Genomic DNA, 24,887 nt, shown 5'->3' with positions numbered 1-24,887 from the left:
CCCGCCCGAACCCAGCCCCCCGGCAACCCCCGCCCCCACGTAAAATCGCCCCACTGTGTCTGACTCTTCCCCCTCCCCCGAGCGCCGCCCCGGCCGCACCCCCACGTCGCCCACCTCGCCCGCCTCGCCCGCCTCCCACCTCCCCCACCTCCCCGGTGTCTCCGTGCGGCACAGCAGGGCCAAGGGGGAGCCGCGGTTTCCGGACGGGCCGCAGCCCGATCCCGCCGGGTCGCACTTCGAGCGGCGGATCCGCAGCTTCCAGCCCCGGCGCAGCCGGGTCACCGCGGGCCAGGCGGACGCCCTCCAGCGGCTGTGGCCGCAGTGGGGACTGGACATCGACGGACAGCGGGTGATCGACCTCGGGGAGCTGTTCGGCAACGCCCGCCCCGTGGTGCTGGAGATCGGGTTCGGGATGGGCGAGGCGACCGCGCAGATGGCCGCCGCCGACCCGGACACCAACATCCTCGCCGTGGACGTCCACACCCCCGGCCAGGGCAATCTGCTCAACCTCGCCGAGCAGTCCGGACTGGCCAACGTCCGGGTCGGCAACGGCGACGCGATCATCCTGCTCCGCGAGATGCTCGCCCCCGATTCCCTGGCCGGGCTGCGGGTCTACTTCCCCGACCCCTGGCCCAAGAAGCGGCACCACAAGCGGCGGCTGATCCAGCCCGAGTTCCTCACCCTCGCCGCGACCCGGCTGCGCCCCGGCGCCCTGCTGCACTGCGCCACCGACTGGGAGCCGTACGCGGAGCAGATGCTCGACGTCCTCACCGCCCATCCCGGCTTCGCCAACACCCGGGACGACGGCGGGTTCGCCCCGCGTCCCGCCTTCCGCCCGCTGACCCGGTTCGAGGGACAGGGCCTGGACAAGGGGCACGCGGTGAACGACGTGATGTTCCGCCGCGTACCCCACGGGGAAGACCCCCTCAACCCGTAAACCGACCGCACCCCCAGCCCGAGCTCCAGCGACCCCTGTGAACCCCCCAACCCCCGTCCCTCTTCCTCCCCCCCAACCCCCGAACCCCCAACCCCCCATCCGCGCGCCCGTCCCGCCCGTTCCCCGCCCCCCGGGCACCGTCGCGGCCCGCGCACCGTCTCGTTAGGGTCGACGTCGTGGCCACCAACCCCCCGTACCCGATCCACCCCGGCGGCCCGGCCGCCGAGGCACCGGCGCCCCGGCGTGAGCGATGGTGGCGGCGCGGGGTGCGGTACGCGCTGGCCCGTCCGACGGCCCTGCGGCGGGTGCGCCACGGCGGGCTGGTCGGGCTGCTGGCGCTGTCCGGGGTGGTCATCCTCGCGCTGGTGCGCCAGGAGACCGGCACCGAGGGGTTTCTCGTCGGCCTGGGCCTGGCCCTGCTGCCGGTGCCGCCGCTGATAGCCGCGTTCCGCTGGCTGGACCGGGTCGAACCCGGCCCCTGGTGGAATCTGGTGTTCGCCTTCTCCTGGGGGGCGTGCGCGGCGGCGCTGATCGCGATCGTCACCAACAGCTTCGCCACCCGCTGGATCGCCACCGCCACCGCCGACCCGAGCGGCGCGGACACTCTCGGCGCGACCGTGATAGCGCCGGTCGTCGAGGAGTCCGCCAAGGGCGCCGCGATCCTGCTGGTCTTCCTCTTCCGCAGACGGGACTTCACCGGGGTCGTGGACGGGGTGGTGATCGCCGGGGTCACCGCCACCGGCTTCGCCTTCACCGAGAACATCCTCTATCTGGGCAGCGCCTTCGGCACCGACCGGGCCGACGGGGACACCGGGGTCGCCGCGGTCACCGTCGCCACCTTCTTCGTCCGGGTCGTGATGTCCCCCTTCGCGCATCCGCTGTTCACCGTCCTCACCGGGATCGGCTTCGGGGTCGCGGCGCTCGCCGGGGAGCACCAGCGGCGGCGGCGCGTGCTGCTGCCCCCGGCCGGGCTGCTGCTGGCGATGGGGCTGCACGCCTTGTGGAACGGCTCCTCGTCCCTGGGCGACCACGGCTTCTTCGCCGTCTACGGCACCTTCATGGTGCCCGCGTTCGCCCTGCTGACCGGGGTGGTGGTGTGGATCCGGCAGCGCGAACTGCGGATGGTCCGCGAGGAACTGCCCGCGTATGCGGCCACCGGCTGGTTCTCGCCCGCCGAGCCCCACGCGCTCGGCTCGATGCGGGCCCGCAGGCTCGCCCGGGAGTACGCGGGCCGCAGGCTCGGCCGCCCGGCGGCCCGTACGGTCGCCGAGTACGAGACGTACGCGACCTCGCTCGCGGTCCTGCGCCACCGGGGCGACCGGGGCCGGGCCCGCGCCGACTTCGTCACCCGGGAGCGGGAACTGCTCGCGGCGCTCTGGCAGCGCCGGCACATCGCCGGACCCGCCCTCGCCCACGCCGCCCATCTCACGGCCCCGCCGGTCCGGCTGTACCCACCGCGGCACACGGTCGCCGGGTACGGCGGCAACCCGTATCGCTCCTGAGGGCGGCGGGCGGACAGACGGAACCGGCGGCCCTGACGTCGGGGGGTTGTCGTCAGGACCGCCGGGAGGGGGAACGGTCCGTCAGGGGTTGAGGCCCTTGTCTCGGAGCCAGGCCAGCGGGTCGAGGCTGCCGCCGGAGCCGGTGTGGACCTCCATGTGGAGGTGGGCGCCGGTGACATTGCCGGTGGCGCCGACCCGGCCGATGACCTCGCCGGTGGTGACCTTCTGGCCGACGCTGACACTGATCGAGGACTGGTGGGCGTACCAGATCTCGGTACCGTCATCGAGGGTCAGCACGGTCTTGTAGCCGTACGAACCGTCCCAGCCGGCCGAGGTGATGGTGCCGGAGTGGACGGCCTTGAGGAGTGTGCCGGTGGGCGCGGCGAAGTCGAGGCCGGTGTGGTACCCGGAGGACCAGAGCGAACCGGCCTGACCGAACGTCGAGGTGAGGGTGTACGACGAGGTCGGCAGCGCGAACTGCTTGGCCAGCTTGGCGAGGCGCTCCTCCTCGGCCTTGCGCGCGGCCTCCTCCTCCGCCTTCTTCTTCTCGGCGGCGGCCTTCTCGCGGGCTTCCTTCTCCGCCTTCTCGGCGGCCTCGGCGGCCTCCTTCTCGGCGGCGGCGAGCAGCGCCTTGGCGGCCTTGGTGTCGACCTGGTCCTGCTGGTTCTCGGCCTGGGCCAGGATGCGGGCGCGCAGCGCCTCACCGGCGTCGGTGGTGCCCTGGTCGGTGTCGGCCGGGGTGACGCCGAGGCTGCTGAGCGGGGTGGTGGTCGGCTCGGGCTCGGGCTCGTCCGTGTCGCCTTCGTCGTCCGTGAAGGTGGCGAGGTCGGGCAGGGAGATGGCCACCGGCGGCTTGCCGGTCTGCGCGGTGGCCATGCCGCCCGCGCCGACGGCGGCTATGACACCGACGCCCAGGACCGTGGAGCTGCGGGCCAGGCCGCCGCGGGCGAGTCCGCCGCGCTGCTTGGCCACCCGGTGCCGGCCGCTGCGGACCGGACGGACGGTCTCCGCGGAGGGGTTCCACTCCTCCCACGGGCCCTCGTCGGTGCGGGGGCCGCCGTAGACGACGGTCTCGACCGTGCCGACGGTGTCGCCGGTGCGCTGGGCGGGGACGAACGGGGCCCCTGGAGCAGGCCGGTTGGACGCCACGTAGGCGTACTCCTTTCCTTCCCTCATCGCCTACCGGGTTAGCTGACGGGTTCGGAGAGGAAGGTCTCCTACGGGCGTCACCGGCCAGGTCGCGGACAGCGGCCATGGCGGTATACGTCCGATTCACCCCAAAGTGGTGGTTCCCCGGTTCCCTTGCGGAATTCGGCGCTTGAGCACGGAGCCGCCTCTTGTGACGGCTGGTACGACCGCGCTGCGTTATCGGACAGTAATAGAACCCAGGGGTGATTTCCAAGCGCTTCCTGGAGATCCTTCACGCTCTTACGCCGGACGTACGGGCGATGAACGGGCGAAATTCGGGCGAGTCGACCGCCGAACGGGCAGGAGGCGACGGCCGCCACTTTATGACGGTGACTCAGATGTTATGCGGAGGGCGGTCGTTCATTTACCCACCGTGACCGGGCGCGGGTCCGCCCGGCTCCGCACCGGGCCGCCGTACGGCGAGCAGCGCCATGTCGTCCGTCATCCCGCCCCCGCTGTGCCGCCGCACCTCCTCGGAGAGCACCGCCACCAGTTCCGCCGGCCCCCGGAACCGCCGTCCCGCCAACTCCTCCTCCGGTTCGAAGAACTCGCCGTGCCCGTCCCGCGCCTCGGACAGCCCGTCGGTGAACAGCAGCAGCGTGGCCCCGCCCGGGAACTCCGCCTCCTGCGCCCGGTCCGGCCAACTGCCCAGGTCCCCCATCCCCAGCGGCAGCGCCGGTTCGGTGGCGGGCAGCGCGCGCAGCGAGCCGTCGGCGTACAGCAGCAGCGGGCCGGGGTGTCCCCGGTTGACCAGCCGGACCAGGTCCCGGCCGGGCGGGATCTCGGCGAGGACGGCGGTGGTGAACCCCTCGAAGGCGTCCAGCCCGTCGCGCCGGGTGCCCTCGCGGGCCAGCGCCCGTTCCAGCCGCCCGGCGACCGCCTCCAGGGTGGTCTCCCGCTCGGCGGCCTCCCGGAACGCCCCGATCACCACCGCGACGGCCGCCACCGCGCTCATCCCCTTGCCGCGCACGTCCCCGACCACCAGCCGGACCCCGTGCGGGGTGTCCTGCACCGCGTACAGGTCGCCGCCGATGAACGCGCCCGCCTGGGCGGCCTCGTAGCGGGCGGCGATGTCGAACCCGCCGATCCGCTCGTCCGGTTCCGGCAGCACCGCGCGCTGGGCCGCCTCGGCGATCTCCCGGGCGGAGGCGAGCCGGGCGTCACTGCGCCGCACCAGCACATTGATCAGCACGGCGAGCGCCGCGACGGTCGCCACCGTGATGACCTCGGTCATGGTCTTGGCGGAGAACGGCTGGTCCACCCCGAGGTGCACCACGAACATCACCACCACGGCCACCACCCCGGTCAGGACGGTGTACCGCAGCCCGAACAGCGGCGCCGCGATCAGGGGCGCGGCGGTGAAGAACGGCACGGCGGTGAACTGGTCGGGCGTCAGGGACTCGTACAGCGCGCCGCCGACGATCATCAGGGCCGGGAGCACGCGCACAACCGGTCGGATGTACGAGAACCCGCCCTGCGCCGCCGTTCCGCTCCGCGGTGTGCCGCCTTGCGGTGTGCCGGTTCGTGGTGTGCCGGTTCGCGGTGTCCTGCCCGGCCCCGGCGGCCCGGTGTACGGCCCCTCGCCCTCCGCCTCACCAGGCCGCACCTCGCGTCTCCCGCCTTCGTCCCTGTCCGTCCAGGGTTGCCGGAGCGGGAGCGGCGGGCGAGCCGGGCGGTCCGACCGGATGAACGGGGGGAGGGGGGAACGATAGGGACGCGGGGACTGAGGGGCGAAAACACTCAGGGCCGGAATCCGTGATCCGGATTCCGGCCCTGAGCCTTGAGTAGCGGGGACAGGATTTGAACCTGCGACCTCTGGGTTATGAGCCCAGCGAGCTACCGAGCTGCTCCACCCCGCGTCGGTGTGTCACCAGTGTACGCCATGGACGGGAGGGGTCGCACACACGGCCGCCGCCCTTGGCCCCCGCCCTCCCCTTTTCTCCCGCTCTTCACCTATTCACCGGGGTTTCCGGCGTGGGTGAGGGTCTCCCAGGCGACCAGCAGTCCGTCCGTACCGGCCGGGCGGGCGGCGGTGGCCAGGCGGTGGGCGGCCGGGACGGGGGTGCCGAGGCGGTTCTCCAGATGGTTGAGGGCGACTTCGAGTCCGGGGCCGAGGTTCCCTTCGACGTCCCCGCCGCCGCACAGCCGGCCGGGGGCGGGACGGCCCTGCCCGTAGGGGGCGTGCAGGGTGAGCGCCGCCTTGAGGCGGGCAGCGGCGTCCTCGTACAGGTCCACGCCCTGGTGCCAGGCCGTCTCGGCGGCGTGGGCGGTGGCGGCGACGGCGTGGCCCACCCGGGCGAGGCTCCGGCAGGTCTCCTGGGTCAGGCCGTCCTCGAAGGCGCGCGGCCGGGACCAGGACGCGCGGATCCGCTCCGGGGTCCCGGCCGCCGCACCGGCCGGGGTGCGGGGCAGCGGGCCGTCCCGCCGGAGGTAGAAGACCGCGGGGACGCGGTCGCGGAAGCGGGCGAGGGAGGCGTCGAAGGTGCGGTGGTCGTCCAGGAAGACGGCCAGGGAGAGCGCGGCGGCGGTGGTGACCAGGGCGCGGCTGCCGTCGTCGTCGGGCGCGGAGCGGGTGACATGGGGGAGGTGGGCGGTGCGGAGCATGGTCTCGAAGCGGTGGACCCGGTCCTTCGGCCAGCCCGCGCCCGGGGTGTGCCGGACGATCTCGGCGGCCCGCGCCCAGATGCCGCCGGACCGTCCGGCCTGGAGTACGGCACCGGCCCCGCTGTGCCGCTTCAGCTTGGCCGACCAGGCGTCCATGATCTCGGCGGCCTTGACGGCGTGCTGCCGCTTGCCGGTGACGGTGAACAGCAGGGCCTGGGTGTAGGCCGCGATGGCGTCCGCGCGCTCCTCGGCGCAGCCGGTGCCGGGCCCGTCCCCGGCCGGGCAGGACACGTCCGCGACCGGCCGCGCCCGGTACTTGTACGACCCGTACCGGCTGTCCCGCATGTCGAGGTACGCCGACAGCCACGGCTGCTTCCCGGCGGTGACCTTCTTCCGTACGGCGTCCAGTTGGGCCCTGCCGAGCAGGACGCCGGGGTGGGTGAAGGGCTCCCCGGCGGCGAGCGCGCGGGCCCGGGTCCGGGAGCCGGGGTCGAGGGTGCCGCAGGCGGTGACGGTGATGGTGGCGGTGACGGCGAGGAGGACGAGGATCAGCGCGGCCGGAGCCACCCCCCGCGCCCCGGGCCCGACCCCGGACCGCGCCCCGGACCGGGCCCCGGGCCGGTGCCGGCGGCCGGTCACCGTGTGTGCGCCCACTCCCCGCATGACCACCTCCGCGTCGTCCGCCGCCTGCCGGTCATGGCAGCGTGCCGGGGGGTGGGGGAGGGCGCAGAAGTTGTTGGGCCGATCGGCGGAGCGGCGTCAGCGGAGCAGGTGCAGGTGGTGGTTGGGGGCCTTCGCCTGCGGCTCGTGCTCGGGGAGGACGACGACGGTGGCACCGGCGGCGGTGAGCAGTCCGGTGCCGTCGGCGTCCGTGACGAAGGTGCCGGGCTCGCGCCAGGCGGTGACGACCCGGCGGACCCCGGCGTCGAGGATCAGCCGGGCGCAGGGGCGGGGGCGGGAGGCGCGGTGGGCGCAGGGTTCGAGGCTGGAGTAGACGGTGGCGCCGGGCAGGCGGGGGTCGGCGGGGTCCAGGGTGGCGAGGGCGGCCTCCTCGGCGTGGACGACCGGGTCACCGGCCTGGCGGGAGTGGCCACGGGCCAGTTCGGTGCCGTCCTCGGCGACCACGACCGCGCCGACGCTGAACGCCGTGCGCGAGGGCGGGCAGTCGGCCGCGAGGGCGCAGGCCAGTTGGAGCCAGTGGTGGTCGGCGGCGGACGGGAGGGGTCCGGTGCCGGGGGCGGTGGGTTCGTAGCGCATCAGGACGACGTCCTCGATCCGGCGGGTCTCCAGGAGGCGGAGGCGGCCGGGCGGGTAGGCGCCGGGGCCGAAGAGGCGGGGGGCGGCCGGGTCGCCGACGAAGAGGGGGGCGACGACGAGATGGAGTTCGTCGGCGAGGCCCTCGGTGAGGAGCTGGGTGTGGATCGTGCCGCCGCCCTCGACCATCAGGCGGCGGATGCCGCGCCGGTCGTGGAGGTCGGTGAGGAGAGCGCGCCAGTCGAGGGTGGGGCCTAGGGGGACGATGGTGGGGGGGCCTCCGGGGGTGGGGGTGCCTTCAGGGGCGGGGGTGCCTTCGGCGGTGGGGGCGCCTTCCGTGGTGGCGGCGACCGGCGTGGGGGTGGCGACCGGCGTGGGGGTGGCGAGGCCGGTCGCGTGGGCGCGTTCGGCGCCCCGGTCGGTGGTGTAGAGGAGCTTCTCGCCGCCGGTGTGCCAGAAGTGGGCGGCCGGATCGAGGTCGCCGGAGCCGCTGACGATGACCTTGAGGGGGTAGGCGGGGCGCCCGGCGGCGATCCGGGCGGCGCGGCGCTCGGCGGAGTTCACCAGCAGCCGGGGGTTGTCGGCGCGGAGGGTGCCGGCGCCGATCAGGATGGCGTCCACCGACGCCCGTACCTCGTCCACCCGGTCGAAGTCGGCCGGGCCGGAGAGCAGCAGCCGGTCGGGGCCGGTGTCGTCCAGGTGGCCGTCGAGGGAGACGGCTGCGGAGAGGAGGACGTGGGGATGGGGCATGGGCGGGGTGTCCCTCCGGGGGGGTAGGGGGGTAGGGGGGTAGTGCGCAGGGGGTAGGGGGCCTACGGTTCTGAGGGGTGACGGGGTGCGGGATGGCGGGGTGCGGGGCGGGACTTGGCTTCAAATTTTAAGCAAACCTACACTGGGACCATGACGACTCGCTGGCTCACCCCCGAGGAGCAGCGCGCCTGGCGCGCGTACATCGGGACCGTGCTGCTTCTGGAGGACGCGCTCGACCGGCAACTCCAGTCGGAGGCCGGGATGCCGCATCTGTACTACTCCATCCTGACCCACCTCTCCGAGGCCGAGGACCGCCGGCTGCGGATGACCGACCTCGCCGGGCTGCTGAAGATCACCCGCAGCCGGCTGACCTACGCCGTCGGCCGACTGGAGAAGGACGGGGTGGTCCGGCGCGAGGGGTGCGCCAGCGACAAGCGGGGGAGCATCGCCGTCCTGACCGACGAGGGGATGGCGCTGTTGGAGCGGGTCGCGCCGGGGCATGTCGAGACGGTCCGGGCGGCGCTGTTCGACCATCTGACGCCGGAGCAGGTGGGGCAGTTGGAGGAGATCTTCACGGGGGTGGCTCGGGCGCTGGAGGGGGCGGAGGGGGCTGAGGGGGAGGAAGGGGCCGGCGAGGGCACGGGAGGGGTGGGGGGCGGCCGGGGTGTTCCGTGGCTGCGGCGGTCGACGGCGTGCACCTGAGACCCGGCGTGCCCCTCGGAAGGGTGGGGCATATGGGTTGCTTCAAATTTAAAGCGTGGCGTAGGGTCACGTTCGCCCGATGGGTTGCTTCAAAACTGAAGCAACGAGCAGCGATGCGTCCGGAGACCTCCATGCCCCACAGTCCCGCCCCCGACCCTCACCCCGGCCCCGCTCCCTCCCCCGACCCCGGCCCCTCCCCCGCCTCAGTCCGGACCCGTGTCCGGGTCCCCCTCCGCTTCGGCGACGGCTACGGCGTCGACGCCGAGCTGATCACCTTCCACGGGCTGACGGACGGGCAGGAGCATCTCGCCGTCGTCCTCGGCGACCCGGCACCCGGCGCGGTCCCCCTGGTGCGGCTGCACTCCGAGTGCCTGACCGGCGATGTCTTCGGCTCGGCGCGCTGCGACTGCGGCCCGCAGTTGCGCGAGGCCGTCGAGCGCATCGCCGACCGCGGGGGCGTCCTGCTCTACCTCCGCCAGGAGGGCCGGGGCATCGGCCTCTACAACAAGCTCGACGCGTACGCCCTCCAGGACCAGGGCCTGGACACCTATGAGGCCAACGCGGCGCTCGACCTCCCGGAGGACGCCCGCGACTACACCGCGGCGGCCCAGATGCTCGGCGCGCTCGGCATCGGTGAGCTGGATCTGCTCTCCAACAACCCGGACAAGGCGGAGCAGTTGCGCACCCTCGGCGCCACAGTCCGGGAGCGGGTCCCGACGGGGGTCTTCACCACCGCGCACAACGTCCGCTATCTGCGGGCGAAGGTGCTCCAGACGCGGCACACCCTGCCGCTGGCGCAGTTGGTGGACCGGACAGCGGGGTGAGCGGGGGCGTCGGGGGGGGCGGGGTGAGTGGGGGCCTCCGCGGGGCGGGGCGAGCGGAGGGCATCCCCGGAGCGGGGTGAGCGGGGGGCATCCCCGGAGCGGGATGAGCGGAGGGCATCCCCCGAGCAGGGCGAACGGAGGGCATCCCCGGAGCGGGATGAGCGGAGGGCATCCCCCGAGCAGGGCGAACGGAGGGCATCCCCGGAGCGGGATGAGCGGAGGGCCTCCCCGGGGCCGGGTCAGACCTCCGACTCCGGCCAGCCCAGCAGCCGGGCGCCGATCACCGCGGTCTGGAGGGTGTAGCGGTGCACGGGGTCGGCGGGGTTGGTGCCGGTGAGCTTGTGGATGCGGTCCAGGCGGTACGTCAGCGCGCGGACGCTCAGGCTCAGCCGCCGGGCGGCCTCCGCGGCCACGCATCCGGCGTCGAAATAGGCGGTGAGGGTGGCCACCAGCGGCTGGGCACCGCCGCGGGCCTCCCGCAACGGGCCCAGGGTGTGGCGCACCAGGTCGGCCATGGCCTGCCGGTCCCGGGTGAGCACCGGGTAGACCAGCAGGTCGGCGGCGCGCAGCACCGGTTCGTCCAGCCGGAGGCGGGCGGCCAGGTCGAGGGCGCCCAGGGCCTCCTCGTAGGAGTGGGCGACCCCGCCCGCGCCGGGGTGGGCGCGGCCGATGGCGACCTGGCCGCCCGCGGTGGCGGCGTGCGCCTGCTGGGCGAAGAAGGTGAGGATCTCGCCGTCGTCGCCGGGGACGATGCAGATCAGCCGGCCGTCCTTGGTGGCCAGCAGTATCCGCCGCTCGCCGAAGCGGGCGAACAGCACCTGTTCCACCTGGCGGGTGGCCGGGTGGGTGTCGTCGACCGGGGTCGCGGCGCGGGCGACGGCGACCGCGTGGGCGTGGGAGAGCAGCAGCCCGAACCGCTCCGCCCGCTCGACGATCCGGCCCACGTCGCTGCGGCCGTACAGCAGATCGTCGATGAACTCCCGACGGGCCGCCTCCTCGCGGCGGACGGCCAGTTTCTGGGCGCGTTCATGGCCCTCGGCGAAGGCGTCGATGGCCTGCTCGACGGCGGCGAGGAGCTGTTCACTGCCGAACCCGCCGAAGCCGCCGAAGCCGCCGGCACCCCCGGTGCCACCCGTTGACGCCGACAGGGTGGGCCACAGGGCCCGGGTCGCCGCGAGGTGCCCGCGCACCAGGACCCGCAGGCCCAGCCCGGCCTCGGCGGCGCGCTCGCCCTGGGCCCGCCGGGAGTCCAGTTCGGCACGGGTCAGCCGGCGGCCGGTGGCTCCGGCGTCGCGGAGCATCTCGGCGTATCCGGCCAGGTAGTCGTCTTCCCCGGGCTCCGTCACGGCTGCGGTGTCCTCCCCGTACGGCCCGAACGGCTGATGCGCCACCGGCGCTCGCTCCGGGTGGGGGAGCTGGGACCAGTGACGCATCAAGTCTGCCGGATTCCGGGGGGAGGGAGGTGCGCAGCGGGCGGGGGGGCCGGTCGGCCGGTCAGCCGGTGATCTCGATCTTCCCGTTGCTCCCGTTGCTCCCGCTGCCGCCACCGCTCCCGCCGCTCCCACCGGTGCCGCCGCTGCCGCTGTCACCAGTGCCCGGGTTCCCGGTGCGGCCGGTGGTGAGGCCCTTGAGGAGTTCGGCGAGGTCGACGCCGGTGGTGGCACCGAGGAGTTCCATGCCCTGGGCGACGTTGTCGGTGACGGTCCGGGAGAGCCGGCTCGCCCCGTCGGTGGAGATGACGGTCATCTTGTCCACCGCGCTGAGCGGCTCGGCCGCCTTCGCGACGACCTGCGGCAACACCTCGACCAGCATCTGGAGCACGGCCGCGTCGCCGTACTGCCCGAACGCGTCGGCCTTCTTCTGCATGGCCTCCGCCTCCGCAGCACCCTTGGCACCGATGGCCGCCGCCTCCGCCTCGCCCTCCAGCCGTACCGCCTCGGCGATGGCCGCGCGGCGGGCGCGCTCGGCCTCACCCTGCTTGAGGCCCTCGATGGCCTCCGCCTCGGCCAGCGCGCTGCGGCGCTGCTTCTCGCCCTCACCGGTCAGCCGGGCCCGCTCCGCCTCCGCCTGGGCCGCCGCGATCCCGGCCAGCCGCTCGGCCTCGGCCTGCTTGACCCGGGCGACCCGCTTGGCCTCGGCCTCCTGCTCGGCGGCGTAGCGCTGGGCGTCGGCGGGCTTGCGGACCTGGGTGTCGAGCTGGCGGTCGGTGAGCGCGGCCTGGTGCTCGGCGACCTTCTCCTGCTCGGCGAGGATCTCCTGCTGCCGGGCGGCCTCGGCGAGCGGACCGGCGGCTGCCGCCCGCGCGGCGGCCTCGTCGGTCTGGGCCTTGATCTCGGCCTGCTTGAGGTAGAAGGTGCGCTGCGCGACCGCGATCTCCTCCTCGGCCTTCAGCCGTGCCTGCTCGGCCGCCCGCCGGGCCACCGCCTCGGCGATGTCGGCCTCCTGCTTGGCGCGGGCGGCCTCCGGCCGCCCGAGGTCCTCCAGATACGAGCCCTCGGTGGTGATGTCCTGGATCTGGAACGCGTCCAGCACCAGCCCCTGCCCCGACAGACTCGCCTCCGCCTCCTCGGCGACCTGCCCGGCGAAGGCGGCCCGGTCCCGGATCACGTCCTCGACCGACATCCGCCCGACGATCGCCCGCAGCGCGCCGGACAGCACCTCCTGGGTGAAGCCGACGATGCCGTCCTGCTGCATCAGGAACCGCTGGGCCGCGGCCCGTATCGAGTCCTCGGTGCCGCCGACCTTGACGATCGCGACACCGTCCAGATTGGCCTTCACCCCGCGCAGGGTGACGGCTCCGCGCACGGCGACCGGGATGTGCCGGGAGGAGAGGTCGAGGGTGAACTTCTGCTGCACGAACGGCACGACGAAGACCCCGCCGCCGACCACGACCTTCTGCCCGCTGTTGTCGGTGAAGACCCGCCCGGTCTCGGGGTCGGTCGACTTCTTGCCGCGCCGCCCGGTGACGATGAACGCCTCGCTGGGACCCGCGACCTTGTAACGGCTGACGACGACGAGCGCGAGCAGCGCGAGGAGCACGACGACCCCGGCTACGGCGACAAGAACAGGGCTCATGGCAGCACCCCCGGTTGAGAACGGATGAGTGAGATCGGGTGAGTTGAGATCGGGCATCGAGATGGGCAGACCCGGTACCGGCTGACCCGGGATTCAGACGAAGGAAGAGTCGTGAGTGACCGGCCGGACCAGGACCGAGGTCGGTGACGGCACCGCCTCCACCCAGACCTCCGCCCCCCGCGCCACCGGCACCGCGCTGCGGGCCGCGAACTTGACCGGCTGTCCCGCGAGCCGCAGCAGCACCTCGCCGAACCCGTCGGCGGGAATGGCCGTGACCACCTTCCCGGACGTACCGATCAAGTCCTCCCCCGTGGGTGTCACAGCCGTCTGATCGCGCATCAGGGCGTGGCTGAACCGATAGGTCAGCCACCCGGTACCCGCCCCCAGCACCGCTCCCCCGCCGGTCGCGGCCACGGCCCCGAGTCCGAACGCCCCGTGCGCGATGGCTCCGCCGAAACCGGTCATCGCCAGGAACCCGGCGACGACCGGCAACGACAGCCACCCGTCGAGGCCGCTCCCCAGAGCCCCGTCGAGCAGTCCCTCCACCACCCCGTCGAAGATCAGCGACAACGAGAGCAGCACGACCCCCGCTATGCCGAGTCCTAGAAACCAGGTCATCCGCGCACCCCCGTCCCCCGTGTCGCTGATCTCCGTCTTGACGGAATCTTGACACGGATGGCGGTGCTCAGACATTGCCTGATCCCGGCAATCTTTACGCGCTCTTAATGCCACTTTCCGACCGACCGACGCCGTCGACCTGCGGTCGGCCCGCCCTCCCCGTCAGCGCTCCGCCCCGTCAGCGCTCCGCCCCGTCAGCGGTCCGCCCCCTCACCGAACGGACGGGAGGGGTACCCGGTGTCGAAGTGCATGTAGTCCGGGACATCGATGTCCTGCCAGACCCAGCCCTCGTCGTCGAAGGCCCGCCAGACCGCGCCGCCTTCGAGGATCTTCCCCTCACCGGCGGTCCGCTCCCGGAACTCGGCGCTGGGCTGCCAGCAGTCGCAGCGCAGGTCCTTCCAGGGGTTCTCCAGCGGATTGATGTCGATGGCCCGCCCGTTGGCGTGCGGGGACTCGGCCGGGGGCGCGTTGATCTGGTCGGGCCGGCGGCAGTTGAAGGCGGCGGTGTTGTCGGCGGCGAGACTCGCGGTGTTGTCGCCGTCGTACTCCTCCATCGGGCGCATGCTGCGGATCGGGAACCCGGCGTCGAAGATCGCGGTGAAGATCCGGGCGACACTCTCGGCGGTGTCCGCGTTGACGACGAGGACACCGCGGTGGACGCGGCCGTCGAACCCGTAGTGGTTGACCTCCACCCGCCGCAACTGATCCGGCGAGGTCACCGGACACCCGTCCCGCACCATCCCGGCGTCCTCCATCGCGGCCCACTGCTCCCGGGAAACGGGCCGGACCTCCGCGTCCGCGTCCGCGTCGGCTTCGGCGGAGGGCGTGGGAGAGGGAGTTGAGGTCGGAGTAGGAGTGGGCGTCGGCGTGGGCGTCGGGGTGGGACTCGGGGTGGGGGAGGTCGGCGCGGGCCGGGATGTGCTGGGCACGGCTTCCGGTTCCGGCTCCGGGTCGGTGGTGGTGGTCGTACAGGCGGTGGCCAGCAGGAGGGCCGCGGTCAGGGCGAGCGGGGCCGTTCGGCGGGCGGGGCGGATCATGGTGCGGTACCTCGGCGGGGCAGCGGGGGGCGGGGGGCGGCGGGAGCGGGGAGCGGGAACTCGTAGCTGAGGAGCAGCCGTCCGTCGGGGGTGTGGTGTTCGTCGGTGCGGAGCCAGCCGAGGCGCTCGTAGTAGGGGCCCGCGCCGCCCGGCCCGGCGGCGGTGACCAGGCAGACCCGGGCGCACCCGGCGGCCGTGGCATCGTCCAGGAACCGCCGCACGAGCGCCGATCCGAGCCCGTACGACCGCAGCCGGGTGCTGACGACGACATGGGCGAGGACGGCGCTGACGCCCTCGGCCGGGGTGCCGGTGGCGGCGGGGGCGGGCTGCGGCGGGCGGACGCCGGGCAGCAGTTTGCGGGCGTAACGGCCGAGCCGGGTGCGGATGAAGTGCAGGGCGAGACCGGGCCGTACGCAGAGGGCGGCGCAGGCGCGCAGGGCGAGGCCGCGGCCGTGCTCGGCCATGAGGTGCGCGCGGTGGGCGGCCGGGTCGGTGACTCCGACCAGGAACCCGACGGGCACGCCGTCGCACTCGGCGATGTAGGCGCGGGCGTGGGCGCTGGTCAGATAGGTGCGGGTGTAGGCGGTGAAGTAGCGGCGGCCGAGCCGGGCGAAGAATCCCTCCGGGAAGTGCGCCAGATGCTCGGCGACGACGTAGTCCAGGTCCTCGGCGGCCATGGGGCGCAGCGCGCAGCGCCCGGGGGAGGGGGGAAGGGGGAGGGCGGGGGATACGTGGACGGCGACGGGGCCCGTGGCGCCGGGCGGGCGCGGGCGCGGTGGCGGGAGCGGCGACCGGACGGGGCCTGCGGCACCTGCGGACCCGGGGAGACCTGCGGCACCTGAGGATTCGGCAGGACCGGCGGATCCGGCGGGGCCGAACGCGTCCGGGAGGGGCCGCCGTTGCGGGCCGGGGCTCGATGCGGCGAGGGCGTTTCGATCGGCGTCCACATCGGCAAATTTGCTGGCCGGAGTAGAAAAACAAGGTAAAAATCGGCGCCCCGCTGACAGCGACCGCACGGGACGCCGGGGGCACCGCGCCGGACCCGGCGCGGGATGCCCGCCCCCGACAGACCGGGGACGAGAGCGGTCGGACGGGACATCGACCAGGTCGGAGCGGTGGTCCTCGGGCGAACGGAGGCGAACGGAGCGGCCCTGCGAGCCGGGGGGCCGGCAAGGAAACCGCCGGGGCGTTCCGCACGGGGGTGCTGCTCATCACAGCGCCGGCAGCCCTGGAAGGACAGGGCACTGGAGGACCGTCCACGTGCGGCCCCCTGCCACCCGCCCTAGCGTGGAGAAGGACCCAACGTACGCCTGCCCCCCATCCCACTCACTCACCCACCCACACATTCACTCATTCACTCACTCACTCACTCGATCACCCCCTGGAGCCGGTATGTCCCTCGCCGCGCAGTTCACCGAGTACGGGACCAGTGAGGCCCTGGATGTCGTCGATGTGCCGCCGCCGGTTCCGGGGCGCGGGCAGGTGCGGCTGGCCGTGCGGGCGGCCGGGGTGAATCCCGCCGACTGGAAGATCCTGGGCGGGATGATGCGGGAGCAGATGCCGCTGGAGTTCCCGGCGGGGCTGGGCAGTGAGGTCGCCGGGGTGGTGGACGCGGTCGGCGCGGATGTCACGGCCTTCGCGACCGGCGACGAGGTGCTGGGCGCGCCCCTGACGGGCGCCTACGCGGAGTACGCCCTCGCCGATCCGGCGTCGCTGGTCACCCGGCCCCGGACAGTGCCGTGGGAGGTGGCGGGCGCGCTGGCGGTGGCGGGAGGCACGGCCTGGGCGGCCCTCCAGCGCCTCGGCGTCGGGGCGGGCGACACGCTGCTGGTGCTGGCGGCGACGGGCGGGGTGGGTACGTTCGCCGTCCAGTTGGCGCGGGCGCGCGGCGCGCGGGTGATCGGCACGACGGGCCCCGGCAGCCACGACCGGCTCCGCTCACTGGGCGGCGAACCGGTCACCTACGGCGACGGCTGGGAGGCACGGGTGCGGGAACTGGCGCCGGACGGGGTGGACGCCGTACTCGACGCGTCGGGCCGCGGTGAGATCCCGGGCGCGATCGACCTGGCCGGGGGTCCGGGAAGGGTGCTGTCCCTGGTGGCCTTCGACGCGGCGGACACGGGCATCATCCTGCACGCAGGCGGCGCAGCGGGCGGCACGGTTCCGGCCCTCCACGAGATCCTGGACCTGATCGACACCCACCGTCTGAACGTCCCGGTGTCGCGGGTGTATCCGCTGCGGGAGGTACGGGAGGCACTGGAGGAGAGCAGGGAGGGGCATGTGGGGGGCAAGATCAGCGTGGTGCCGTGAGGGCATGGGCATCGAAAGCCCTTCTCTTCTCTCTCCCCACACGTCACAACACGGACACATCACCAACACCCAAGCCTCATACGGCAGATGATGCCCCCTCCGGACCACACACTCTGAGGGGACCATGAACACCCGCGCGACTGCCTGCGCCGCGCTCCTCGCCCTCGCCGCCGCGCTCACCACCGGATGCAGCGGCGGCGACACCAGCGACAACGCCGCCAAGCCCACCCCCACCCCCAGCGCGACCAGCCCCACCCCGTCTCCCACCCCCACCCCCACCTACACCGAGGCGGACTGCCTGGCCCTCGTGGAGGAGACCTACGAGACGGGCCCCCGGGACGTCTCGAACGACCCCGAGTGCGCGGCACTGACCCAGGAGCAGTACACCGACCTCGTCGGCACCGTCATCGGCGACAACACGGACGAGATCATGGAACAGGCCGAGACCGAAGCCATCTGGGACACGGCATGGGACGACATCGACCCGGAACCCCAGACCGCCATCTGCGACGTCATGCTGACCGAGGGCCCCGAAGCCGCGGCCCCCTTGACCCTGGAACAGGCCCAGTACTTCCTCGACAACAAGTGCTGACCTGACGAACACAAAGCCGGCGCCCATGACCCACAACCCGCACACCGGGCGCCCCCACCGCTCCCCGCCCACCCCCGAAAGCACAACAGCGCCCAACCCGACCGAAGCCGACCCAGGCACTGCGTAGCAGGCCGGAAGGAGTAGCCCCTTCCCTCCATCTGTAGGCCCTGTGGGACTCGAACCGACAACCAATGGATCGACCACGGTCATCTTGATCAGGAATTCCGCCCGTTCCTACTGAATGAAATCAAGGCCAACCGCAGAAAGAAGTGCAGGTCAAGAAGTGTCGGCCCCGCCCGGGCGGGGGTCTTCCGCCCGGCGGCCTGAAGGCGTCGAACGTCCAGCGGTCGGCCCCGCACGGCCGGGACCCCCCCCGGCCAGCTCGCCCGCGAGCGCACTGCCGCCGTCGGCCCCGCGGCTGCGGGGGATAGGTCCAGCCCCCGGCCCCATGAGGGTCGGGCAGGGGCGTTTCGGCATGTCCGGGGGCGTAGCAAACGCGGTCAAAATTACGCGGCTCGCTACACCGGCACCTGCCTGCGCGGTCAGTCGTCCAGCTCGATGCGGAAGTCAACGACCGTCGTGTCCCCGCGCCGCACGATCGGGTGTGCCAACTCCACCACCCGCCCAGTGTCGGCGATGTGCTTGCGGGTGTACCGCAGTACCGGCACCCCGGTCCCGATCCGGAGCGTCGCCGCCTCCAGTTCGGTCGGCATCCCCGCGGTGAACGACTCCATGACGGCCGTGACCCGGATGCCGAGCGTGGCCAACTGCGCGCGGGTGCCGCCCGGCCATGGCTCGTTGATCGGGTCGGCGACCGGCGTACCGGCCACGTCCGACCAGCGCACGTACGACGTCGACATCTGCGTGGGCTGGTCGTTGTCATGGAAGACGAAGTGCCGTGCAAGAAGCCGCTCGCCGATCTCGCACTCGAAGAGTCCGGCCAGTTCGGCATCCGCCTGGACCCGCTCGAACCGCTTGTCGAGGCGGTACTCCAGCCAGCCGATGCCCTGGTCCCTAGTGTACGGGGTGGACTTGGCGCCCGGTGTGGCCCGGTAGCGGTCGGCTGCCATGCGGTGGACCGGAGGGCGGGGACGTACGCGCGTTCCGGCGCGGGCCCGTGTCTCGATCAGGCCCTCGTTGGCGAGGAGCCGCAGGGCGTTGCGGATGGTGGTCTGGGAGACGTCGCCGTACTCGTGGCACAGCGCGGGGAGTGTCGGGATCTGGTCGCCCGGCCCGAACTCTCCGGCGGAGATGCGGCGCCGCAGGTCAGCGGCGATCCGCAGGTATTCAGGCTGTGCCACCACAGCACCCCCGTTCCGAGTGATCGAGTCAATCTGAGTACACATACTCTCGCGTTCGCCTTGACCGGCGCCAATCCCACCGACATTCTGAGTACAGATAACTACTTCCTGTACTCACATAGAAGCGGTTGCCGGGGGAAAGTCGTGTCCGAAACGGGTCAAACATGGCAGAAGGCGTTCAAGGGCGAGCCCATCGAAGCCGCGCACGTCCGCCTGTGGACCGCGGGCTGCTTGAAGCACCCCGACGCCCCGGCCATCGCCAACGAGCTGTACGTCGCCGTCCTCGGCTCCGGCGCCCCCGTCATCGAGATGACCCTCTCCACCGCCGGCGCCCGCGCCCGGATCACCGCACACGGCCCAGACCCGCTCCCGCTCATCAGCACCCACGGCCCCGGCTGGAGCCTCATCACCGGCCTCGCCGACACCACCGGCGTCACCGCCGACACCTGCGGGATCTGGGCCCAGATCAGGCAGCACCGATGAACGGCCGCCGAATACCCCCGCCCGCGACCGAACTGACCCGGCAGCAGTACTCCGGCTGGGCCTGCTGCTGGTGCGGCAACTCCCTGAGAGCGGGCGGAGTCAGCGCCGGAACCGCCCGCGGCAGGATCGGCGCGCACGTCCTGGACATCGAGGTGTACGCCTGCCCGCCCGGCACCGGATGCGGACCGCCCCACCCCACACAGACCCCCGCCCCGGCCGGTGAATCCGTCCAAGAACACCCGGCCGGGGCGGGCCATCCCCCACCGCAACAACCAGCGAAGGAGACCAGCATGAGCGTACCGCCCAACCCCGGACCCGACCCGGACCCCAAGCCCGGCCCGGTCCCCGCCCTCCCGCGCCAGCTCATCAGCGACCAGCAGTTCCGGAGCTGCCGCGGCACCGTCCTCGATGCCAACCCGGACATGCCCGAGGAGATGGCCGGCCGCATCATTGAGGAGGCCCTCAAGTTCGTGGCGGCCTGCGCGACAAACCCCGCGGTAGGGCTCGCCCCCTCCAGGATCGTGGACGAGGGCTGGCATGCCCTGATCCTGCACACTGCCATGTACGCCGAACTCTGCGAGGCGCTGGGCAGCTTCGTGCACCACTACCCCGGCTACAACCCGACCAACTACGACCCGCCCATCCTGGACCGGACCCGCGGAAAGATCGCGGGTCTCGGCTGGGAGGCGGACCCGGAGCTGTGGGGACCGCCCTCCGACGAGACCCTGGTGTCCGTCGCGGCGAACTGCCAGCACGCCCCGGACTGCTCCATCATCATCACCCCGCGGCCGAAGCCCGGCATCGTCTAGCCTCCCCTCGTGGAGGTGGCAGATGTCCGAGTGGATCGACCCGCGGTATGCGGAGCTGGTCGCGGCGTGGAAGCGCGCACAGCGGCCCGGCTCCCGTGACCCGCAGCAGGACCGGCCCGTGCGGGGCTTCCTGATCCCGCCCAAGCCGTAGCACGCAGCACCGCACCACGGCCCCCGGCCGGCGCCTCGCTGGCCGGGGGCCGCTCCATGCCATGATCGTCTTACCTCCGGGCCAGCAGCGGGCCAGCAGCAGATCTCTACGAGCCCGAAAACGCCGACGACCCCAGCTCAGATGCCCTCTGACCTGGGGTCGAACCGTAGGCCCTGTGGGACTCGAACCCACAACCAATGGATTAAAAGTCCTGGCCAAAGCTTGTTGGGTGGTTCCGGACGGTTCTTCGGTATCCGGAACCACCTGGTCAGAGCAGACGTGGCTCACGCCCCGGTCTTCTCCGTCGTGACCTGTGCGGCTCCGTCCGCTCACGCATCGCTCACGCATCTGTCGACGCGGCCATTGCCGCCGAGCTGCGGCTTCTCGGTACTCACGGACCCACGCGCTGAGGGGATGAGCCGGACGGGCGGGTGCACGCCGCCTGTTAGGCGAGCACGCTGCCGCACTCAAGATGCTCACCGCCGGCCCGGGCAGCGAGCGGGTCTGACCAGGGTCGTGCCATTGTTGAGCCCGTTGATGACCGGTTGGCGCGAGGGGAACGGCGTGCGGCTGTCGCGGGACCTCACCGGGTGGGCGTTCATGGTGGAGGTGGACGGTGTTCGGCATGCCGGACTGGCAGTAGGACTGGCCAGCATCAGCCCGTTCACCACCGGTGACGGGGCCGGAGGCAGCCTGTTCACCCGCGCGAACGGCTGGTGGGGCCTCCCGGTGCTCCTCTCGCTGAACGAACTGCCGTTCGGCCACCCCGTTGATCACAGGTGGCGTGTCACGCCGGATGACGGAGGCTTGCTGTCCGTCTTCAGCCCAGACGGTGCGTACTTTGTGCACGACCTCCGCCTGGAAGAGCCACTGGGCTGGCGGGACACGGCAATCTCCGCAGGCTCGGTCATGCTGGTCGTCTCCCACATCCTGTCTGCCATGGACGATCCGATTGGCACGCTCGACTTCGAAACGCGGCAGGGGATGGTATGTGCCGGCCCTGTGCGCTTCGGCGAGCCGGCCTACGAACCGCGTGGCGAGGAGGACGGCGCACCGACGGTCAGGTTGCTCATCGACCCGGTCGGCACGCTGATGGAGCTGGCACATTACGCGTGCGACCGCATCCTGTCGTTGTCCCAGGCGAAACAAAGGGCGCGCGAACTGAAGATGACGCGACAAGCCTTAGCTGAACACACGGACCAAGCGCTGCCCGCCGAGGCGATGGTGGAACTGCTGTTCCGGGACGAGTTCCTCAACCACCGCGGTCTGGTCGAGCTCATGTACGTCTACTGGAGACTGGTTGCCGAAGTCGCCGACGCTTGCGGGATGGAGGCCGCCTGGCGGGACGCGGTGCTCCGTACCGTCGAGTCGGCCGTCCACCTGGTGGCGGACCGGTGTGATCGCGCGGTGTTCGAGGAAGCCGACGCGGTGGTGTCACGGCTGATCGACAAGTCGAGCGATCCCGCCGAACTGGAAGCCGGGTTGCTGGCCGCCGCCCGGCTCCGGATGGCCACCCGGGGAGCGGAGGACTTCGCCGCTGACTACTACGCCCGCGGGATGCGTACCGTCTGGTCCGCTCGGCTGGACGCGGACCTGTACCGCACGTGGTTCACCAACGAGGAGCCCTTCCAGGCCGAGTCCCACCGGCTGGTGGCGGACGCTGGGCACCTGGTGGTGCGCGCGCTGGAGCTGGACGGCGGGACGCGAAGGCCCCGGCTCCTGGCGTCGTTGGCGCAGATTCTCGCGGGCGGGGAGGGAGTTCACCGGGATGCCGCCGATGCCGCGCTGTCGGCATGGCTCGACTCGTCCACCACCGACGATCCAGATGTCGCCCTGTTCCTACTCAGGGTGATGAACGGGATTCCTCCGGCTCTAGCCGACGGGTTACCCAGGGCGGTGTTCGGGTCGCCCTTGGCTGATTTCGTCGCTGCCAATGGCAGCAACGTAACCGCGAAGGTGATCAGCCAGGGAGTCAACCTGGCCCGGGAACACGCCGACCGGCCACTGCTGCGCGCCGTACTGGACTGGGCAGAGCAGCTCGACCTCCGCTGGGACGCCGCCCACCGCCGACAGTTGACCGAGGCGCGGCTCCACGTGCTGCCCGACGACCCCACCGACTGCCCGGGTCCCGACCATCCGCTCGCGGCGTCGTTCCCGCAATCCTGGACCCCGACGCAGCGGTCGGCGGCGCTCCTGCATAGGGCCGCACACGCCCGCGACCTGCGGCAGCCGGCGCTGGGGCTAACCCTCCTGAGGCAGGCGGGCGACGTACGGAGCGAAGAAGCCAGGCTGCTGACGGCGGACCTGTACTACCAGTCGGCCCAGGCGGGCGAACCGGTCTCCAGCCCTGTCCCGTTCCCGTGGGGTTACTACACATACGCGGCACTCGGCTACGCCTCGCTCGGCTTCGAGGAACTGGCGCGGGCGAGCCTGGTGCCGTTCGTGCAGCAGGTGGGCAACCTCCACGGCGAAGAACTCAAGGCAGCGCTGTCCGCGATCATCGTGGACGTGCCGAACTTCGACACGAGCCGCACGCCCGAACTCGGCGAGGTACTGCGCGACCTCGTGCACTCGGCGGTCTGGCAGCTCACCGCGGATTCCGAGACACTGCCGCTGGGGCTGATGCTTGGTCTGCACCAGGCGGGCAAGGGACCGGAGCTGGGCGCATGGTGGCGGATCGACGGTCCGCTCGCGCTGCCCGCGTACATCCAGCACCTGCTCGGCAAGCTGCGCGACCTGGAGGAACCCGCCGCCACCCATGGAGCGTCTGGCGCGTCGCCGCACCTGCTGAACGTACTGGACTCTGACCGCCGTCCCGGTGGTCACGACACCCAGCAGATTGCCCGGAACGCGCGGTGGCGCATCTCGTCGCTCATAGACGATGAGCTGAGTCGCCGCTCAGCACCGCTCATCGACGACCAGCACCTCTGGGCGAAGACGCACGAGCTGCTGGACGATCGCACAGTACTGCTGACCTGGTTCCTGCCCGCCGCTGTGAGCGGCGCGGCCGTGCTTCTCAGTGTCACCAGGCAGGGCCGGGAGCTCGTCGTGCACCTGGGCGACGGCGCGGACGAGAACAATGACCGGCACCCAGTGGCGGACCGGATCGAGGCGATCCGGACGGAGGTCGAACGCGACCCGCTGTTCGGCGACGTGACGCCGGAAGGCAGCCGACTGCTGCGTCAACCGGGCGACATGCCGCTCGGCGTCAGCGAACTGTGGGACACATGGCGGGCCCAGGGCAAGGACCGGATCCTGGCCTGGCCGCACGGCGCGCTGCACTACCTGCCGCTACCGCTGTGCCGCACCGGGGACCGGATGATCGCCGACGACTGGACGGTCACCACCATCGCCGGTCTCGAAGCCCTGACGCCCACCGCAGGCCCCGTACGGCCGCGCCGCACCGCCGTGCTGGCCTCCGCCGTCGGAGGCGTGCCCTACGGGCTGCACGCCGAACCGGCGCTGGAGGAGCACGCCCGGAAGGTCGCCGACGTAGTCGGCACGGACGCCGTCATCGGACTCGCGGCCACGCGTGGCAGGCTGCTCGCTGAACTGTCCACGGCAGACGTGGTCCACATCGCCGTACATGGGACGCTGGACCAAGACGCGCCGTGGCTGCACTGCCTGTATCTCACCCCGGACCGTGACGACGACGGCCGGGTCTTCGCTTACGACTTTCTGGAGGTCGATCTGCGCGGTGTCCGCCTAGTCACGCTCGCCGCGTGCGAGTCCGCGCTGGGCCGGTTCGACCGGGCGGACAACGTCCGCGGCATCCCGCCGGCGCTGATCACCGCTGGCGCGCAGGCCGTCGTCGGGTGCCTCTGGCCCGTACGCTCGGAGTCAGCCACGTACTTCTACCACCATATGCACCACAGGATCGCGCACGGCATGGACCCGGAGCACGCCTTCCGCGAGGCCCAACTCGCCACTCGTGCCCGGCATCCCCACTACCGTGACTGGGGAGCATTCACCTACCTGCACGGTCGGAGCAAGGGAGCCGCTGCATGACCGAGGTCCGGTTGCACGATGTCGAGCTCGTGCCGGAGCGCACGCTCGGCAGCTCGGCCGAGGACGAGCCTCTGCGCGGCAGGCTCACGTTCGGCTGGGACGTGCTGTCCGCCGACCACGACGGCGTCCCCGCCCAGTGGTCGTCCTATGTCAGGGCAACGCCTGACCGCGACTTCCGGCAACTGCTGATGGTGTGCTCGTTCCGTCCTGAGACACCGGCTAGCAGAGGTTCGTTCCACCACGCATCCCTGGGCGTGGCACTGTCTACACCGGACGACCGGACACGGCCCGTCGCGCGGCTGATCGACCCCGGCGAGCGGTCCCATCCGGTCGGCGGCTCCGGCCTGGGCATGAGCTTCACGGTCAAGGCAGGTCTGCTGGACGTGGGCGTGGAGAAGCCGCCGGGTGCGGGGCCGGAGAGGGACGAGTGGATCGTCCGCGGCCACGGCGCGTCCCAGCCGAACCCGCAGTGGGAGTTCCGCCGCGTCAAAAATTTCCCGTTGATAGGCGATCACCCGGTGGCCGCGCTGGTGGAACTCGTTCCCGACCGGCTGAACACAGCGGAGGTCCTTCTGGCAGCAGAGCTGGAGCACCGCAGTTGGGGAATCCGCCGCTACCGGGCACGGCTTGCGCCGTCGCGGCACGCCATCGTGCTGGCTGGGTGACCCCGCCACATCCGTCAGCGGCTCGCGGACCATCACGGTGAGGACGAGGCCAGTAACGGCGGGCTCTGGCCGATGCC

The 24,887-nt window shown here is 72.3% G+C and carries 21 protein-coding genes, 1 tRNA gene and 1 riboswitch; of the genes, 11 read left to right on the top strand and 11 right to left on the bottom strand.

What is annotated here, in order from left to right:
* Positions 1-55: 55 nt before the first annotated feature.
* Positions 56-937 (top strand): tRNA (guanosine(46)-N7)-methyltransferase TrmB, encoded by an 882-nt coding sequence (gene trmB, locus AB0O01_RS28115; RefSeq protein ID WP_365317587.1) that lies wholly within the window; start codon positions 56-58, stop codon positions 935-937.
* Between the two features lie 176 nt (positions 938-1,113).
* Positions 1,114-2,439: a PrsW family intramembrane metalloprotease gene (locus tag AB0O01_RS28110; RefSeq protein WP_365317585.1), complete on the top strand. Its 1,326-nt coding sequence runs from the start codon at positions 1,114-1,116 to the stop codon at positions 2,437-2,439.
* Positions 2,440-2,520: 81 nt separating this feature from the next.
* Here the strand turns inward: AB0O01_RS28110 and AB0O01_RS28105 are convergent, their stop codons facing one another.
* The 5 genes from AB0O01_RS28105 to AB0O01_RS28085 all read right to left on the bottom strand — a co-directional run bounded on the left by AB0O01_RS28105 (position 2,521) and on the right by AB0O01_RS28085 (position 8,235).
* Positions 2,521-3,588, bottom strand: a complete 1,068-nt coding sequence (locus AB0O01_RS28105) for a M23 family metallopeptidase (RefSeq protein WP_365317627.1) — start codon at positions 3,586-3,588, stop codon at positions 2,521-2,523.
* A 12-nt stretch (positions 3,589-3,600) separates the two neighbouring features.
* Positions 3,601-3,766, bottom strand: a riboswitch (cyclic di-AMP (ydaO/yuaA leader).
* Positions 3,767-3,991: 225 nt separating this feature from the next.
* Positions 3,992-5,068, bottom strand: a complete 1,077-nt coding sequence (locus AB0O01_RS28100) for a PP2C family protein-serine/threonine phosphatase (RefSeq protein ID WP_365317583.1) — start codon at positions 5,066-5,068, stop codon at positions 3,992-3,994.
* Positions 5,069-5,412: 344 nt separating this feature from the next.
* Positions 5,413-5,486: transfer RNA gene (locus tag AB0O01_RS28095), tRNA-Met, on the bottom strand.
* A gap of 94 nt (positions 5,487-5,580) precedes the next feature.
* On the bottom strand, positions 5,581-6,798 hold the full coding sequence (locus AB0O01_RS28090) for an alginate lyase family protein (RefSeq protein WP_365317581.1): 1,218 nt from the start codon (positions 6,796-6,798) through the stop codon (positions 5,581-5,583).
* A 192-nt stretch (positions 6,799-6,990) separates the two neighbouring features.
* Positions 6,991-8,235 (bottom strand): dihydrofolate reductase family protein, encoded by a 1,245-nt coding sequence (locus AB0O01_RS28085; RefSeq protein ID WP_365317580.1) that lies wholly within the window; start codon positions 8,233-8,235, stop codon positions 6,991-6,993.
* 150 nt (positions 8,236-8,385) lie between these two features.
* Here AB0O01_RS28085 and AB0O01_RS28080 point away from each other — a divergent pair, with 150 nt between their 5' ends.
* Together AB0O01_RS28080 and ribA are read left to right on the top strand one after the other, a co-directional pair.
* Positions 8,386-8,937, top strand: a complete 552-nt coding sequence (locus AB0O01_RS28080; protein WP_365317578.1) for a MarR family transcriptional regulator — start codon at positions 8,386-8,388, stop codon at positions 8,935-8,937.
* A gap of 131 nt (positions 8,938-9,068) precedes the next feature.
* Positions 9,069-9,761, top strand: a complete 693-nt coding sequence (gene ribA, locus AB0O01_RS28075) for a GTP cyclohydrolase II RibA (RefSeq protein ID WP_365317577.1) — start codon at positions 9,069-9,071, stop codon at positions 9,759-9,761.
* 239 nt (positions 9,762-10,000) lie between these two features.
* On the opposite strand, the gene AB0O01_RS28070 is transcribed toward ribA, so the two are convergent.
* The 5 genes from AB0O01_RS28070 to AB0O01_RS28050 all read right to left on the bottom strand — a co-directional run bounded on the left by AB0O01_RS28070 (position 10,001) and on the right by AB0O01_RS28050 (position 15,168).
* Complete coding sequence (locus tag AB0O01_RS28070; protein WP_365317625.1) at positions 10,001-11,062, bottom strand: helix-turn-helix domain-containing protein; 1,062 nt, start codon at positions 11,060-11,062, stop codon at positions 10,001-10,003.
* 193 nt (positions 11,063-11,255) lie between these two features.
* Positions 11,256-12,836, bottom strand: coding sequence for an SPFH domain-containing protein (locus tag AB0O01_RS28065; protein ID WP_365317575.1), 1,581 nt, complete (start codon positions 12,834-12,836; stop codon positions 11,256-11,258).
* A gap of 93 nt (positions 12,837-12,929) precedes the next feature.
* Complete coding sequence (locus AB0O01_RS28060) at positions 12,930-13,454, bottom strand: hypothetical protein (protein WP_365317573.1); 525 nt, start codon at positions 13,452-13,454, stop codon at positions 12,930-12,932.
* A gap of 194 nt (positions 13,455-13,648) precedes the next feature.
* Positions 13,649-14,491 (bottom strand): M15 family metallopeptidase, encoded by an 843-nt coding sequence (locus AB0O01_RS28055; protein ID WP_365317572.1) that lies wholly within the window; start codon positions 14,489-14,491, stop codon positions 13,649-13,651.
* Positions 14,488-15,168, bottom strand: a complete 681-nt coding sequence (locus AB0O01_RS28050) for a GNAT family N-acetyltransferase (RefSeq protein WP_365317570.1) — start codon at positions 15,166-15,168, stop codon at positions 14,488-14,490. Before AB0O01_RS28050 ends, AB0O01_RS28055 begins: the two co-directional genes overlap by 4 nt.
* A 715-nt stretch (positions 15,169-15,883) precedes the next feature.
* Here AB0O01_RS28050 and AB0O01_RS28045 point away from each other — a divergent pair.
* Positions 15,884-16,801 carry an NADP-dependent oxidoreductase gene (locus tag AB0O01_RS28045; RefSeq protein ID WP_365317569.1) on the top strand — a complete coding sequence of 306 codons (918 nt, stop codon included), beginning with the start codon at positions 15,884-15,886 and terminating at the stop codon, positions 16,799-16,801.
* 124 nt (positions 16,802-16,925) lie between these two features.
* The gene (locus AB0O01_RS28040) at positions 16,926-17,393 is read left to right on the top strand and encodes a hypothetical protein (protein WP_365317567.1); all 468 of its coding nucleotides are present in this window, start codon (positions 16,926-16,928) and stop codon (positions 17,391-17,393) included.
* A 542-nt stretch (positions 17,394-17,935) separates the two neighbouring features.
* Here the strand turns inward: AB0O01_RS28040 and AB0O01_RS28035 are convergent.
* A complete protein-coding gene (locus AB0O01_RS28035) occupies positions 17,936-18,694 on the bottom strand; it encodes a GntR family transcriptional regulator (RefSeq protein WP_365317565.1) in 759 nt (252 codons plus the stop codon).
* Between the two features lie 144 nt (positions 18,695-18,838).
* Here AB0O01_RS28035 and AB0O01_RS28030 point away from each other — a divergent pair, with 144 nt between their 5' ends.
* From AB0O01_RS28030 to AB0O01_RS28010, 5 genes are all read left to right on the top strand, one after another.
* Positions 18,839-19,177, top strand: a complete 339-nt coding sequence (locus tag AB0O01_RS28030; protein ID WP_365317563.1) for a hypothetical protein — start codon at positions 18,839-18,841, stop codon at positions 19,175-19,177.
* Positions 19,174-19,986 (top strand): hypothetical protein, encoded by an 813-nt coding sequence (locus AB0O01_RS28025; protein WP_365317561.1) that lies wholly within the window; start codon positions 19,174-19,176, stop codon positions 19,984-19,986. The genes AB0O01_RS28030 and AB0O01_RS28025 overlap by 4 nt, the downstream gene beginning before the upstream one ends.
* 22 nt (positions 19,987-20,008) lie before the next feature.
* A complete protein-coding gene (locus tag AB0O01_RS28020; RefSeq protein WP_365317559.1) occupies positions 20,009-20,137 on the top strand; it encodes a hypothetical protein in 129 nt (42 codons plus the stop codon).
* A gap of 537 nt (positions 20,138-20,674) precedes the next feature.
* On the top strand, positions 20,675-24,145 hold the full coding sequence (locus AB0O01_RS28015) for a CHAT domain-containing protein (protein WP_365317558.1): 3,471 nt from the start codon (positions 20,675-20,677) through the stop codon (positions 24,143-24,145).
* Positions 24,142-24,810: a hypothetical protein gene (locus AB0O01_RS28010; protein ID WP_355748651.1), complete on the top strand. Its 669-nt coding sequence runs from the start codon at positions 24,142-24,144 to the stop codon at positions 24,808-24,810. The genes AB0O01_RS28015 and AB0O01_RS28010 overlap by 4 nt, the downstream gene beginning before the upstream one ends.
* Positions 24,811-24,887 lie beyond the last annotated feature (77 nt).

Source organism: Streptomyces sp. NPDC093252 (assembly GCF_040683675.1).
GTDB lineage: Bacteria > Actinomycetota > Actinomycetes > Streptomycetales > Streptomycetaceae > Streptomyces.
Note: the sequence above shows the minus strand (reverse complement) of the source record. Positions and strands in the feature narration are given on the sequence as shown.